The 15,645-nt window shown below is 43.4% G+C and carries 13 protein-coding genes; 2 read left to right on the top strand and 11 right to left on the bottom strand.

Annotated elements, in window-relative coordinates; translation table 11 throughout:
* Position 1: 1 nt before the first annotated feature.
* From ABIO93_RS11485 to ABIO93_RS11435, 11 genes are all read right to left on the bottom strand, one after another.
* Positions 2-760 carry a DUF5672 family protein gene (locus tag ABIO93_RS11485; RefSeq protein ID WP_348067652.1) on the bottom strand — a complete coding sequence of 253 codons (759 nt, stop codon included), beginning with the start codon at positions 758-760 and terminating at the stop codon, positions 2-4.
* Positions 760-1,743 carry a glycosyl transferase gene (locus ABIO93_RS11480; protein WP_348067650.1) on the bottom strand — a complete coding sequence of 328 codons (984 nt, stop codon included), beginning with the start codon at positions 1,741-1,743 and terminating at the stop codon, positions 760-762. Before ABIO93_RS11480 ends, ABIO93_RS11485 begins: the two co-directional genes overlap by 1 nt.
* Positions 1,740-2,963 carry a glycosyltransferase family 4 protein gene (locus ABIO93_RS11475; RefSeq protein ID WP_348067648.1) on the bottom strand — a complete coding sequence of 408 codons (1,224 nt, stop codon included), beginning with the start codon at positions 2,961-2,963 and terminating at the stop codon, positions 1,740-1,742. Before ABIO93_RS11475 ends, ABIO93_RS11480 begins: the two co-directional genes overlap by 4 nt.
* Before the next feature lie 71 nt (positions 2,964-3,034).
* A complete protein-coding gene (locus tag ABIO93_RS11470) occupies positions 3,035-3,694 on the bottom strand; it encodes an acetyltransferase (RefSeq protein WP_348067646.1) in 660 nt (219 codons plus the stop codon).
* Between the two features lie 2 nt (positions 3,695-3,696).
* Positions 3,697-4,395: a WbqC family protein gene (locus ABIO93_RS11465; protein WP_348067644.1), complete on the bottom strand. Its 699-nt coding sequence runs from the start codon at positions 4,393-4,395 to the stop codon at positions 3,697-3,699.
* Between the two features lie 8 nt (positions 4,396-4,403).
* Entirely contained in the window at positions 4,404-6,461 is a 2,058-nt protein-coding gene (locus ABIO93_RS11460) for a glycosyltransferase family 39 protein (protein WP_348067642.1), read from the bottom strand.
* A 4-nt stretch (positions 6,462-6,465) separates the two neighbouring features.
* On the bottom strand, positions 6,466-7,548 hold the full coding sequence (locus ABIO93_RS11455; protein WP_348067640.1) for a DegT/DnrJ/EryC1/StrS family aminotransferase: 1,083 nt from the start codon (positions 7,546-7,548) through the stop codon (positions 6,466-6,468).
* Positions 7,541-8,800, bottom strand: coding sequence for an ABC transporter ATP-binding protein (locus tag ABIO93_RS11450; protein ID WP_348067639.1), 1,260 nt, complete (start codon positions 8,798-8,800; stop codon positions 7,541-7,543). The genes ABIO93_RS11455 and ABIO93_RS11450 overlap by 8 nt, the downstream gene beginning before the upstream one ends.
* 17 nt (positions 8,801-8,817) lie before the next feature.
* On the bottom strand, positions 8,818-9,651 hold the full coding sequence (locus ABIO93_RS11445; protein ID WP_348067637.1) for an ABC transporter permease: 834 nt from the start codon (positions 9,649-9,651) through the stop codon (positions 8,818-8,820).
* Between the two features lie 3 nt (positions 9,652-9,654).
* Entirely contained in the window at positions 9,655-10,734 is a 1,080-nt protein-coding gene (locus ABIO93_RS11440; RefSeq protein WP_348067635.1) for a hypothetical protein, read from the bottom strand.
* 1 nt (position 10,735) lies between these two features.
* Positions 10,736-13,225 carry an SLBB domain-containing protein gene (locus tag ABIO93_RS11435; RefSeq protein ID WP_348067633.1) on the bottom strand — a complete coding sequence of 830 codons (2,490 nt, stop codon included), beginning with the start codon at positions 13,223-13,225 and terminating at the stop codon, positions 10,736-10,738.
* A gap of 271 nt (positions 13,226-13,496) precedes the next feature.
* On the opposite strand from ABIO93_RS11435, the gene ABIO93_RS11430 reads away from it, so the two are divergent.
* Together ABIO93_RS11430 and ABIO93_RS11425 are read left to right on the top strand one after the other, a co-directional pair.
* The gene (locus tag ABIO93_RS11430; protein WP_348067631.1) at positions 13,497-15,368 is read left to right on the top strand and encodes a DNA topoisomerase IV subunit B; all 1,872 of its coding nucleotides are present in this window, start codon (positions 13,497-13,499) and stop codon (positions 15,366-15,368) included.
* Positions 15,369-15,488: 120 nt separating this feature from the next.
* Positions 15,489-15,645: chorismate mutase (locus ABIO93_RS11425; RefSeq protein WP_348067705.1), on the top strand; the 157-nt coding region annotated here is incomplete at its 3' end.

Here is a 15,645-nt window from a genome sequence, read left to right as displayed (position 1 = left end):
ATTAATCTGCCTCCGGCATTGGTTTGAAATAAGGCAAATTTTGAATGTTTGCCCGCGATATGCCTGTTATTGCAAAAGGTAATGTTTTGTTTTCGTTGAGATTTACAGCATTCTGAGCGAAATAATTTCTCACGGTAATAGTCGGTTTTCGCAAGTGGGGCCAGAAACGATTAGCCTCAATGTCCCAGAAAACCGAATCGGCACTGGGCAATTTTTCATCATGACGATACGCATAAGCCTCTTTATTCTTTGCTTTCAGCGTTTTGGTCATGCGCTCAATGCGACAAAGGTAAATGCCATTATCGTCATAACCATTTCCGAATAATCGTTTTTCGTCGTCATTCAGTCCTAACGTCCTGGAAATAACATTGTCTTTACCTTGCGTAACCGAATCATAAACGGGTCCGGATTTCAGATAATCATATCCTTGCTTGCACCAGTAATACAGTTCGTCTTTGATCACCCAACTATTCAGCTCATGCACCAGCAGGAAATCGCACCAGTTAAACCGGTCATAAAAATCCTCCATCAACAGCAGGCTGGCGAAGTCTTTCCTCGACCGGAAATATTTATTGGGGAAATAAATGACGTCAATGTTCTCATTGTGTTCCCGGACAATAGAAAGATCCGCTCCCTCGCCGGCAATAAAAATCAAGGGATACTTATGCAGCGTTTCCAGGCAATGGTGTAGCATCATTTCCTCCGTAGGGTTAATCTGCGGGTTCAATATCGGAATGACTACGGTTACCAGTTCTTTCATCAGATCGTTTCAAGCTGACCAATCACATAATGGATTGGCGTTTTCAAAAACTTTCTTACCCGCTGATAACGACGTAAAGGGGTAGGTTTGATGTAAGCACAGGGGAATTTTCGGTAATAGGCGTTACCGTTGGTGAGAAGGTTGTTTCGGTAAAGGTCAAACAACTCAGTAAGATCTTTTCGTTTTTCCAGTTCAAAACGGTCCTGGTACTTCGACAGTATTTCAGGCTTGGCAGGATCGTAGCCGCTATAATGAAAGAATATCAGCGGGTCGGTACCATTCACATAGTAGGTATCGTCTTCTTTTTTGAAGGTACGCTCATGTAAATTCCAGTAGGCAGCATTGTACCCGGGATTTCTTTCCAAATGTGTATTTTGCACAAAAACCGGCAAAAAATTCATCCAATTCTGATCAACAAAAAGTCCATTGCAAAGGTCTATCAGACATTCATATCTTAATTTCTCTTCCCACCAGCTGATAAACTGTGAATTTGCTTCGCTCCGGCTGAATGCTACGAAACCAAGGTTATAAACACCGGTATTCAAATGGTGTAACTCGTTTGGTTTCAATTGATCTTCAATCGGGGTATTGATATGTGGCGTCAGGACGGCATTATGCTTCGATAATGAATGCAGAAGCTCGGTTAATGGCTGAAAAACAATGATATCCGGATCAAAATAGATCACATTTTTTGCTTCCGGATAATGTTTGAAAAAGTAAGTGAAGTAAAACGGTTTGACGGCCGTGTTCAGCTCGGTAATATTATACCGGTCACACATTTCCTGAAAATCCCTGATGTCGATCTTATCGATTTCGATCATCGGATAGGTAGGAGCGTAAGAATCTTCAAATTCTACACCATTCAGCGCGTCAACCAGGCCTATAAAAAAAAGCACATCCGGATTGGTGGATTTGAGTGAATCTCCCAGTGTCCTGGCCTGCGCTAAGTAGTTGATTGAGCAAATAGTAAAGGCAATCGTCATTGATTTTGCTGTTCCGAAACCTGTAAAGGTAAATACTTTTGAATGATGGCTTCGATCCTCGCCACACTTTTGTCCGTATTGTGCCTTTCCAATACTTTCTTACGGCCGTTCTGACCCATAGAATCTCTCATGGACGGATCCAGTACCAGTTGAATGATGGCTTCCGAAGCTGCGGATATATCCATATATGGTACCACAAAGCCGGCATCGGATTCGATCAGTTCGGGAGCGCCGCCGGCATCTTCGAAACATACTACCGGAATTTCCTGCAAAGCTGCCTCCATCACAACCAGGGGATATGGATCTTCCCGTGAGCTGAGCAATAGTATGTCGAAGCGGTTGATGTAGTCCAGCGCGTGGGGAGTTGGAGGAACCAATATGATCCTATCGCTTAGGCCCATCAGCCTTATATCGCTTTCAATCAGTTCGTATATCTCATGCTGCGGTCCCGCACCTACCCATACAAAGTATACGGGTAGTGGCGTGGTTTTGTGAATTACCCTTTTAGCGATCCAGTTGAAAATGTCGTTTCCTTTTCGCCATTCGGCATTTCCGCAACCTCCTACGACAATGGCATCCTGTGGAATGCGGTATGTTTTTTCAAGCAGATCGTGCTGGATCGATTTGAGTTTTTGATCAATGTGCTCATGGTCGATCAGCGTGAATGTGCTGACATGTTTTTCGGGGAAACTGTATTTCTTGACGTAGTAGTTGGCTACGGCATGAGATACTGCAATCAGGTGATCTGTTTTCTTTAACAGGTAATTCAGATGTTTTTCGTGCGTATATATCTTTACCGACATACCCAGCTCATGCACAAACAATACCAGCGGTAAATGATGCAGAAATGTAAGGAACTCGTAGTAAACGCCGGAATTGGCAATGGAATTGATGAATACTAGTCCAATGTTATGATGTTCGAGCTCCGTGGCAATTCTATCGTTGATGCGCTGAACGGACCTCTCTTCGTATAATTTATACAGATTGACTTTTTTGAGCAATTTCCCTGTGAATGGGGTGGGAGACACTTTGTCGTTTTGATACAGACGGGTAATGCTGACCACCTCCTCAAATTCCTGTTCCAGTTCTCCACCACTGCAAAGCAACAGATGCATCGGCACGCCCCGATCTTTCAACAACCGTAGCAGCTGCAGCAACAGTAACTGACTACCAGCCCTGTTTGCATCGTGACTTACAAATAGTATTTTCTTCTGCTCCATTAACCAAGTAAATTGCTATCTCCAAACTTCGGATTTCTCCGATTACCAATCTTCACACGGATACCAACGTATCAGTAAGCTTCAAAACTCTTTTTACCGGGGACCTTTTTTGCTGGATTTCCGATATAAATGCCCCATTCCTCAGTTTCTCGGGTGATCGCCGAAGCCATACCTACCAAAGTTCCCTGCGCGATCGGCGTATAATCCCGGATCGTACTGTTAACCCCAAAAAATGAATAGGATTCGACTACGCAGTGACCGGAAAGTACCACGTGAGAGGTGAAGAATACATGGTCTTTGATCTGTCCATGATGGCCGATATGATTACCGCTCCACATGACCACATTGTTCCCAACCGTCGTAAACGGCTGAATAGTGTTATCTTCCAGTATAAAGCAGTTGTCACCGATTACACTTTTATCGAAGATCGTAGCCTTGGAACTGATATAAGAAATAAACTGATAGCCTTTCGCTTTGGCCTCATTGTAGATGCCTTCCCTGTTCCTGTTCATGTTACGACCGGTCATAGGTGCGAAAAATGAATATTCGGAGGGCGGAAAAATAGTCTCCACATCTTCAAAAGCAACAACAGGCACTCCTTTAAAAGAATCGTGCTCTAAATATTGGCGATTGATTGTGAAAGCAGCAACCTCATGCTCCGAGTCATGAGTTAGATAGTAATGTGCTAATTCTGCTGTATCAAGTACTCCAAAAACGATAATCTTCGCCATTCCTAAATTAGTTCGTAAGCCTCTAATTGCTTCCTGATTTCATCGGGACTATTGAACATCAGGACATCTATAACTGACAGCCAAGGTACGAAAGCATTTTTGAATTGAATATAGGGGCTCGAAACACTTTTAATAAAGTCAAGTCTTATTCCCTCTTTTTCAAATTTGGATTTATCGTACAATTCCATTCCTCCAATCGGATTGATGTAATGGCTGGCGTTCTCTTGCTTACAGATATCCAGAATTCTCTCCGGTCCTTTCAGGTTAGTATTGTTGTATATTGATGAAGATGGGACAATTTCCGTTTTAATTTCCATAAACGCACTTGTTTTAATCAGCGCATTCAAGGTAAGTTCGTAAACGGTTTGAACATCTAAATTTACAATTTCTTCAATCAGAACAAAAACCTTTTGAAAATAGGGCGCTTTCTGGTAGGACTGCTGAATGGTTTTCAAGAACTTTTTCTGCCACGGATCATTCCTCGAAAGCGCCACTTCATTGATCAGCTTATTCTGGCTGGCGTCTTTCAGCGGAATTGTAAAAAGGTGCGCCTGACCTGAAACCAGGATGTTGTTCCTGTTGATCCAGCCTTTGTTAATGTAATTTACATCATCGTAAATGATAAACTTATCAACCGCATTGATCAGTTGGAAATAGCCTATATATGGAAAAATATAGGGCTGCATGATTGCAATGGTCATGGCTTGGGCTATTTGAGTTTTCTCAGATAATAATCTTCGCCTTTCTCGCTCAAAAACATACGGCGATAAAGGGTCGTGTCAGATCCCAACCGGATGTCGGTGGGCAATGCGCGGATTTTGCTGGTGTCGTTCACGATCTTGCGGGCGTAGAAAAGATAATCGGCGTCTTTCGGGATCGGGCGCAGGCCTTCTTCGAACGGATTAATAGAGATTAATCTACGGGTCAGGTCTTTGCCGTAAAGCGGGTACTCGAAATCACTGTTCACCGTCGCGAGCGCCACGGTAGCATTCTCTGGAACAATAGAATCGAAACGCATGTAGGCCTTTGTAACATCGGGTCTCGCAAATGTTTGGTAAGGGATACGGTCCATCTTGAATGCGGACTCCACTCCGTATGACGCGAACGGCAGGCAGCGGATGTTGAGGTAAACAGCCATTATTCCCGAAATGCAGGCCAGCCCCACGACCACCATAATATAGCCTTTCCACACATTCCTGCGCGGCTTGATGATCGATAGGCGGTGATTGGAGAAAAGCAGTAGCAGGAAAAGCACGCCGAAAATGCCTGCTTCCATAAAATACCGGCCTTTGAAAGGATCGTATGCTGCTGAGTAAGAAATCGCGGCGAGGTTAAGACAGAAAGCAATCACAAGGAAAAAATGCACGCGTGACCTGAAAATCCGTATCAGTACCAGCAACATCAGCGGTAGGATCAATGCAAAACCGAATACGCCCCAGTAAGGGTTCGCATTGTAGTAATAGAATCCCCGCTGGAAGGAGAATGGAACGATAGTGAAGTCGGTCTCTTCGTCGAGGCGCATATGCAGTTTATCCTCCAGAATCACCAATGGTTTCCGGATGGCGGTATTCAGGTCGTAACCCCATTGGGCGTTTCTTATGCCGTCGAGGTTCCAGAAATCGTAGGTATACCGGATCACGTTGCGGCTGCCCTGCTCAAAAAGGTTTGCTGCACCGCCAGCCCGCTCGTACGACTGGTGGTACCGAGCAGTTGCAGGGCCGATAGGGTGGCCGAATACCTGGATATTTCGGATATAGCCCGTGGGTACGGTGTAAATCAATGCAAAAAACGATATCGCGAGTCCCAGCCTCAACGTCCTTTCAAGAAACACTTTAAAACCGGGCGCCAGGAACACGGTATAAATCATGATCACGAACACCGAGGGCATTAGTAATGCGAAAGTTGCCTTATGCCCTGTTACGATCGCAAATGTGATCCCTGTGAGGTAGAGGTAGCGGCTGTCGCGATTGGTGTAATAGGTGAAAAGGAAATACAGCAGGCATCCGAGGTAGGCTGTCAGCACGATGTCCGTTTCCGTAGTAACAGCCTGCATCAGGAAATCGAGGAACACGCTGTATGCCAAGGCGCAGAAAAAACTGGCCGACAGGTTCCGCCCGATTCTTTGTGTAATGCCAAAAACGGACACCAGCGTCACGTAGTAGGCCATCTGGTGAATGAGTTTAAATGCATTCTCGACGTCCCCGCTGATCAGGTAGGAATAGATATGTATCGTAGTGAGACTCTTCGGATAGGTATCCATGCTCCAATTGGTGCCTCCGAAGTGCTCCATTGTTCCCCGCTGGATGTATCTGATGGCACGGTTTAAATGGCCGGTCATGCTATCCCATTCATTTGGAACAGTAAAGAGGACCAGAATCAGGTTGGTAACCGCAATGATAGCGAGTGTACCAAACATGAATGCGAAAATCGTTTTCAGATAGGGTGAAAGCTCCCCGAACCATAACCTGAATGAAGCTCCGCGATTGGCAATGATACTTCTGATCGAATAACTCTCTTTATTGCGGATTAAAAAGGACCAGATAGCGAAATGTAAAGCGAGTGCAATGTAATTACCTATAATCCAGGCAAAAACATTGGCTGTAAGATCCAACGCCGAGAGCACAAAACCAGTTGGAATAATGCTGCCTACGAAAAGAACAAAGCAAGTAATGATCCATTCGGTAAGCGAAGGTTGAGCTATTCTTTTAGCAACAAAACTGATACCGTAGAGAAACAGGAAAAAGGTTATCCAATAAAGAAAAACCATAGGGTTATGGTGATAAGTGACCGTTGATGATGCTGGAAATACGCGCTATATCCTCATAGGGCAGGCCAACATATAATGGCAAACTTAACACTCTTACTGAGATATTTTCCGAAACAGGACAAGCAATTTGCCGTGGCATGAAGGAAAGGGTATTCAGTGACGGGTAGAAATAGCGGCGTGGGATAATGTCCTCTTCCCGTAACGCTTCCATAACCCTGAACATCACTTCCTCGGATGGAAAGACAACCGGATAGTAAGCGTAATTATATTCAATTTCAGGATTGATCACAGGTTTGTAAAGCAAATCCCAGTTTAACAGACTGTCGTAGGCAGCGAATACTTCTTTCCTGGCGGCGATAATGTCCTGTACATGCGGAAGAACGACTAACCCCATAGCCGCATGAAATTCGGAGTTTTTACCATTAATTCCTGCATACAAATAAAGCTCGTCGCCTTGATGACCAAATGCGCGTAATAAATGCAGTTTTTTGTCCAGTTCAGGATGATTGGAAATTAACGCCCCTCCTTCAATGGTGTGAAAAACCTTGGTAGCGTGGAAACTACACGTACTCAGGTCTCCATAGGACAGCAGTGAGCGTCCTTTATATGTTACGCCGAAAGCATGTGCGGCGTCGTAAATGATTTTTAAATTGTGTTTCTTAGCAATCACCTCGATTGCTTCCACGTCGCAAGGATTACCGTAAACATGGGTAGCCAATATCGCAGTAGTGGAAGGTGTAATCGATGCCTCGATCAGAGCAGGATCAATATTGAAAGTTTTCGGATCAATATCGACAAAAATGGGTGTACAATTTTCCCATAAAATTGCATTGGATGTGGCAACGTAGGAAAACGGTGTGGTGATAACTTCTCCGGTAATTTCCAGTGCTTTGATTGCGATTTGCAGCACAATGGTGCCATTTCCGCAAAAGTACAAATGATCGACTTTCAGGTAATCTTTAAGCGCTGCTTCAAGTTGTTGTAAAACCGGCCCGTTATTGGTAAGATATCCGCGTTCCCAAATTTCCCGGACGTATTGCAGATATTGTTCCTGATCTGGTAGAAAAGTTTTAGTGACGTTAATCATTCACTACGTGTTCAGTTTGGCGAATGGAAAAATTAAGTTGTGGGCGAATATATCCGGGCCATTTGCCATACCAGGTAACATTTTCACGGTAATCTTCGATATCAAATACGAGGGCCTCTTCCATATTGTAAAGCACCGTGCTGGTATCTTTTACGATCATCATGGAAACGACATAAGAGCCGTCGTTCAGGAAGTGACCGGGTATTTCGCAGGTACCACTTACCAGTCCTTTAGAAAATGTTTCAGCCTGAGTTCCGACATTGAAGATACATTCACCGGTGAAAGTATATAAGTGCATGCTTAAATTAAGCGTAGCACCTTCCACAAGATTCCAGAATTCAAATTGGAAATTGATAGGCGTGCGAACGTCGATATGGTTCAGATCATCCTGGTATTCAGGGAAAAGCTTGAACCGTTTGACACGCACCTGATCATTGCCGGGAGCATTTTCGATATTGTCCCAGTGCTTTTCAAGGGATTTATGAGATACTTTGCTCAGGTAGTTGGTGACGATATGCGTCGTTTCCCCCTGATCGATCAATCTTCCTTTTTCGAAATAGAATGATTTGTTGCAAAGCGCCTGTATGGCAGTAAGGTTATGGCTTACAAAGATCAAGGTTCTGCCGCTTTCGGATACATCACGCATCTTGCCGAGACATTTTTTCTGAAACTCTGTATCTCCCACTGCCAAAACTTCGTCCACGATCAGAATTTCTGGGTTAAGGTGAGCGGCGATCGCAAAACCCAACCTCACGTACATACCTGAAGAATATCTTTTAACGGGTGTATCCAGGAATTTTTCAACACCTGCAAAATCGACGATAGCATCAAATGACTGCCTGATCTCACTTTTCGACATGCCGAGAATGGCACCATTGAGGAAAATATTTTCACGACCTGTAAGTTCAGGGTGAAAGCCCGTACCTACTTCCAGTAAACTGGCAATGCGGCCCTCAATTTTGATCTGACCGGTTGTAGGTTCCGTAATACGGCTGAGGATCTTTAAAAGAGTGGACTTACCAGCTCCATTATGACCGACGATACCAATGCGGTCGCCTTGGTCAATGCTAAAGTTGATATCCTGTAAAGCCCAGAATTCCTCCTTTTCAGCAAAGCCGGAGGTATCCTTCTTACTGGAAAACCACTTGTCTACCTTATCGGTAACAATATCACGCAGGCTGGAAGAGCCAGTTTTACGTTGGTGGTCTATAATATATTTTTTGCTGATGTTTTCAGCGACGATTACAGGCATGCCCAAATGTAATTATTTCAGATATGGTCCACGAAAGTGTTTTCTTTTCTACGGAAATAAACCAAAGATAATATCAAAATAACCAGTGAAATTATTGCCGTTGAATACAAACTTTGTGGATTAAAATAAGCTTTATCTCCCAAAAGACACCAGCGAAAACCATCAATGATGCCCACCAGGGGATTCAAATTATAATATTTTTCGAACCAGGTACCTTTGGCCAGCGTACTGCTGTAAGCGACCGGGCAGGCATACATTCCCACTTGTACTAAAAAAGGAATTAACTGCCCGATATCACGAAAACGAACATTTAACACTGCAAAAAAGAGGCCAAAGCCCATCGAAGTAATAAATGTAAGTAAAATGAAGCAAGGAAGAAATACAATCTGCCAGCTTATCGGATGCTTGAAGAATAAAGTCAGTACTATAAAAATTCCAAAAGTGATCAAAAAGTCTACAAATCCCACAGCAATCGAGCTCAGTGGCATCAGTAGTCTTGGGAAATATACTTTGGAAACCAGATTGGAATTGATCAGGATACTGTTACTGATCTGGGTGAATGTATTGGCAAAAAATGTCCAGATTGTCAGGCCGCTCAATACCATTAATGGATATGGCACGCCGGGATCACTTTTGATTTTGGCGAGATAACTGAACACAAAGACCATCACGATCATGGTTGCCAGAGGACGCAGTACCGACCAGGCCACGCCCAGCAAAGTTTGCTTGTAGCGTACTGAAATGTCCCTTTTGGAAAGAATCCAGAGAAGTTGCCTGTTAAGCCAAAGATCTTTCCAATAGTCTTTCTCGGATCCGCCTGCTTTGATTGTAGTTGTGTGTTCCATTGCCATTGTTTACGCCTTTTCTTCTACACGAACAGGGGTGAGTACTGTTCGGAAATAAGTGAAAATCAAGGCGATCATTAAACCTGCCAGGGCACCTATTTTTGCATTTCTCTTATCTTCGGACTTTACGTCCAAAGGTACTTTAATTCCTTCGATTTCGGTAAACAGAGGGGCTTCTCGAACCAGCGAGACCCGCATTTTCTCTGCATTTGCCATGGCTTCGTAATAAAGCTGTTGCAGGAAAGTAGATTTTCTCTCCATGCTGTTAGCTGAAACCTTCGCTTCAGGTAACATGATTTGCTGGCTGTAATCCATCTGTCTTGCCAGCTTATGTTCTGCAATACCCAGTACCGAGGCCAGGGAATCTGCACGGTGCTGAAGAAGGCGAAGCGTTTTTCTGGTTTTTTGAGTCTGGTTTTCGGTGTACATCTCTTCCACTGTTTTTAGAAGGGTAGTAACCCACATACCAGCCAATGTCTCATTCTCCATTTTGGTGGAAATCGCAATAAATGACGATTTACGGTCCAAAGATGCGATTTCGGTAGCCTCTGCTGCTCTTTTCACAATCGCGTTCAACACAATCCGTGAATTCAGGTCGAGCTTTTTAATATCATTATTTTGAAAATGAAATTGTTGCAGATCCGGCCTTTCTTCCCAATCAGAGGTCTTGATGCCGCTGGAATCGATGTAAAAGTTGGCGAAAATTTCTTTTTTGCCGTGAATTTCAACCTCCTTCATCAGGTTCCTTTCGAGTACGGGACGTGATTTTACGAAGTAGAAAAAGTTTTCACCGGTAAAAATGTTCGCATCCGGCGCATTGCCTAATCCAAGTAAACCCGCCACATCTCCCAAGCCGGAAGCCTGGCTACCACCTCCAAGGTTAAAAACCACGTTGGCTTCGTAGGTATTCGGTTTTTTGAGATAGGTATCCATGGCGTACCCAATTCCAAAACCCACGATGGGCAGGAGCAAAATCATTTTCCAGTTTCGAAATATTGCGGTTTTCACCACAAGTACTTTCTCAACGACTTCTTTTGGAGATAGTTCGTCGTCTGGAATGGGTTGTAAGGTTTGCGTGGACGTGGCCATATTAATTGAGTGAGCGGAAAGCCAATATTGTTACGATTAATCCCATTACCGAGCTAAGTAAGCCAGTCGCAGTTGAGATAGTCTGCTGTGTATTCAATACAGGTGCAGCCCTAACGGGTACAAATATCTCTGATCCCGGCTCCACTTTTGGATACACATTGAAGAACAGGAATCTTCTGGTGCGATCAATGTTACCGTTAGGATATTTAATGTATGAGCTTTTTCTAAGCGATTGAACGGTGAAACCGCCTGATTGCGAGATATAATCTGTAAATGCCAGTCCCTTACCATATTTGACGGTGGTAGGATAAAGCACAGAGCCTGTTACCTGTACGGTTTCAAGTCTCTTAGGAATGCGGATAATGTCGCCTTCCTGAACTACCAGATCTTCAAAAGAACCAGGATTTTTAAGAATGTTTTTCAATACGATACCGATCTTTTCTTCTTTAACATTGGGCAGATCGCCTAAAATAGTACCTTTTTTGATGCTTTTTTCAGTAGCCTCAGCAGCATCGTAGTCCGTAGGCTGTTCCAGGCTCTGGATCAGCGTTCTTCTTAGCAGTGTAGCTCCTTCCGGGTAGGCTAATTCAGTAAGACCGCCTGCTCTTTTAATGATATCGCTTATCTTATCATTTTTATTAACGATCGTATAAGGTCCTGTAACCAGTACTTCGCCTTCTACAAACACGGTCTGCTGCTCTACGTAATTGGGTGATTTCCGCACTGTAACCTGATCAAAAGGGAAAAGTGTGAAGTTGCTGGCCTTATTGTTCATGGAAAGATCGCGGTTCACATTGAACTTGAAAACTTCCGAAATCTGAGCATTTGCGGCACCTGCAACGCTATCCCTTTTCCGTCTCACGACTTCGATCTCCGATGTATAGGCCGATTCTTTTAAACCACCAGCCTGTACCAAAAGATCTTCCAGGGTCATGTTGGCGGTGTAGGGGAATTTTCCTTCATTTTCGCCTACTTTCACATTGTTCACTTCACCTTCAACGCTCACATAAGCAGTCTCTGCCATGTCAAATCTCGACGGTACTATAATCTGGTCAAGTCGGGTAAGTACCAGGTCAGGTACCACGTTGTTGATGATATCTGTGTAATTCAATGATATATTCTCGATCGTAAGGTCAGTACGGGTTCTCAGCACATTAATCCTTCCTACAAACGCATCTTCTCTCAACCCATCTGCATTGTCGATGAGTTTTTTCAATGTTGGGCTGTTGTCCAGTGAATAATCTCCCGGGCGCATTACCGCTCCTTCAATAGTAACTTTATTTTCGAAACGGTCTAAAATAGTTCCAACCGCAATAGAATCACCGGTAACGACATCAAATGCATCGTAGCTGTCTTGCGGAACATCAAAGAGTTTCCTTTCACGGGAAGTAATGCGTTGAACCTTAATCCGATCCCTATAGGCCCTGTCACTAAATCCTCCGGAATAACGCAATACATCTCCTAATTTTTCTTCCGTCTTCAATTCATATATACCAGGACGTTTTACCATACCTGTGATTTCAGCTCTTTTTAGGTAGTAGCCCACTACGACATTATCATTGTCCTGTACACGAATATCACCGTCAATCTTACCATTAACAAGCCAGTCGTACACATCAATGCGCGTTATAACTTTGCCTTGGCGAACCACACGAATGTCACGGAAAGATCCAATTTCATTTGGGCCGCCCGCCTGGTATAAAGCATTAAAAGCGGATGACAATGAAGAGACCTCATAGGTCCCAGGATTGATCACCTCACCGGTAACAAACACCTTCACAGACCGTATATCTCCTAATGTTACCATCAGCTTTGTCCTGGCAGTTTCGCCCCCATTACCAATCAATCCGGGCGTGAATTTGGCAAATTTGTCAATTAAAATCTTTCTTACTTCCTCAATGGTCCTTCCGGAAACAAATACATTACCAACACGTGGAATGCTAATGAATCCGTCCTTGTTAACGATTGTTTCGTGGGTGCTCTCTGCATAATTGTAGAGATATATTTTCAATTCGTCGCCGGGACCTACGATATAATTAGTAGGCGTAGCAATTTGTAAATCAGGAATTGGACTGAGGCTTTTGTCTGCAAACAGAGAATAGCCGTAAATTTTCTGGCGAAAGGCTTCTTTCTCCTGATCCTCGGGTGTGAGAGAGGATGATGTCGTTTTGTTAACTTTGGATTGATCGTTGTTAGCATCAGCATTCTGTGCTTTCTGATCAGTCGCTGTCTTCGCTTTATCAGTATTTTGTGGATCAGTCGATTGCGGATTACCAGATTGTTGGTTGCCGGAATTGGGACTTGCAGGCTGGTTTCCTTGGGCATTTCCTGGTGCATTACCTCTGGGTGTCCCGGATTGAGTGTTACCCTGGGGTGCCTGGCCGGCTGCTGCGGGTGCATTTACCTGTGAAAAGGCTGGTAGGGAAATAATTAAACTTAGGAAATAAGGAAGTAGAGATTTATAAGTTTTAGCCAATTTGAATCTGTTCATAAGAAGAATTATTGTACTATTGAAATGCTGAAAATTCATTAAAACTATGTTTTAGACTAGTATTTTTGAATTTAGGATCCGAGCATGTTTAACATTTGGATGTGTATATGATGGCAAAGTAAATTAGATTTTTCCTATTTTTAAAGAATTTCTACTAATCGGCTATTTGCCATGTATCTCGCAAAGTTATAACAGGGTAACGATATTTAGTCAAAATTATTAAAATACAATATTCAAAATAAGAAATCCGCCTAAAAGAATATTCATAATTATGGAAAGTACCAACGTTCAATACGACGAGGATAGTATAAGGTCACTGGACTGGAAAGAGCATATCCGGTTGCGGCCAGGGATGTACATTGGGAAACTGGGCGATGGTTCGTCAATTGATGATGGAATATATGTGCTTGTGAAGGAAATCGTGGATAACTCCATTGATGAGCATATGATGGGCAATGGAAAGACCATTGAGATCAAAATTACAGAACACAGGGTAGAGGTGAGGGACTATGGCCGGGGAATTCCTTTGGGTAAGGTTGTTGACTGCGTTTCAAAGATTAATACCGGTGGAAAATACGATTCAGGAGCATTCCAAAAGTCGGTAGGACTCAATGGAGTAGGAACGAAGGCTGTAAACGCACTTTCGCAATATTTCAAGGTACAGTCATTCCGGGAGGGAAAAACAAAGAATGCAGAGTTCCATCAAGGGGCTATTGTAAACGAATCGGGTGAGGAATCGACTAACCAGCGCAATGGGACACACATTGCATTTGAACCTGACGGAGCCATTTTCAAGAATTTCAAATACATACCGCAGTACCTGAATAATATGATCTGGAATTACTGCTATCTGAATGCAGGGCTTACGATCAATTTTAATGGTCAGAAATATATTTCGCACAATGGGTTGCTGGATCTTCTGCAAAGCAAATCGGACGCAGAAACATTGCGTTATCCGATTTTTCATTTGAAAGGAGAGGACATTGAATTTGCGATGACCCATGGCAACCAGTACGGAGAGGAATATTATTCTTTTGTTAACGGTCAGTATACAACCCAGGGAGGAACACACTTGGCTGCTTTCCGGGAAGCTGTTGTAAAGGCAGTAAGGGAGCATTTCGGAAAGGACTACGCGCCGGAAGATATCCGTTCATCGATCATTGCCGCCGTAGCCATACGCGTGCAAGAACCTGTTTTTGAGTCTCAAACCAAAACCAAGCTAGGCTCCAACACCATCACGCCCGACCCGAACAGTACCACAATACGGACTTTTGTTAATGATTTTATTAAGGAAAGGCTTGATAATTTTCTGCACATGCACCCGGAATCAAGGGATGCTCTGAAAAAAAGGATCGAACAATCAGAAAGGGAGCGCAAGGAACTGGCTGGCATCAAAAAGCTTGCTAATGACCGGGCGAAGAAGGCCAATTTGCATAATAAGAAATTGAGAGACTGTCGTTTACATCTGACTGATCTCAAAAATGAGTTGCGCTACGAAAGTACTTTGTTTATTACGGAGGGAGATTCAGCCAGTGGTTCTATTACAAAATCACGAAATATCCAGACACAGGCTGTATTCAGTTTGCGAGGCAAGCCATTAAATAGTTTTGGCTTAACCAAAAAGATCGTGTACGAGAATGAGGAATTCAATTTGCTTCAACATGCATTGGACATTGAAAACGGAGTAGAAAACCTCCGTTTTAACCGGATCGTGATCGCCACTGATGCGGATGTGGACGGTATGCACATTCGTTTGCTGTTGATGACATTCTTCCTGCAATTTTTCCCGGATCTGGTGAGGAATGGACATTTGTTTGTTTTGGAAACACCGCTTTTCAGGGTCAGGAATAAAAAAGAAACCTTTTACTGCTACAACCAGGAAGAGAAGCAGATTGCAGTAAACAAATTGGGTAGCAAACCTGAAATTACCCGTTTCAAAGGCCTTGGAGAGATATCACCCGACGAGTTTGGCCGGTTCATTGGTGAAGATATGCGTGTAGAGCCCGTAATCCTGCAAAAAGAAACATCGATCCATAAATTGTTGAGTTATTTTATGGGTAAGAATACACCTGAGAGACAGCGGTTTATCATTGATAACCTGAAAATTGAAAAGAATATTGAAGAGCTCGCATTGGCGGGATAGGTAGTGCATTGTTTATCTTTGGCGCCCATCAAGTAATATCCGTAAACGCAGGTCTTTATCATCACGAACAAAACCCTTCTTATCGGAAATTACTCATCTTTTTAATTTAGAAAATTCTTTGTGGATTTACAGGATTTAAGAAATAGAATAGACCACCTCGACGACGAGTTGCTGAACGTTCTGAACGAGCGAATGGAGCTTGTGAAAAAGGTTGGAGATCTGAAACGCTCGTCGCAGTCGATTATTTACCGCCCTGAAAGAGAAAAGCAGATCCTCG

Origin of the sequence: Dyadobacter sp. (assembly GCF_039919315.1) — a bacterium.
GTDB lineage: Bacteria > Bacteroidota > Bacteroidia > Cytophagales > Spirosomataceae > Dyadobacter.
Note: the sequence above shows the minus strand (reverse complement) of the source record. Positions and strands in the feature narration are given on the sequence as shown.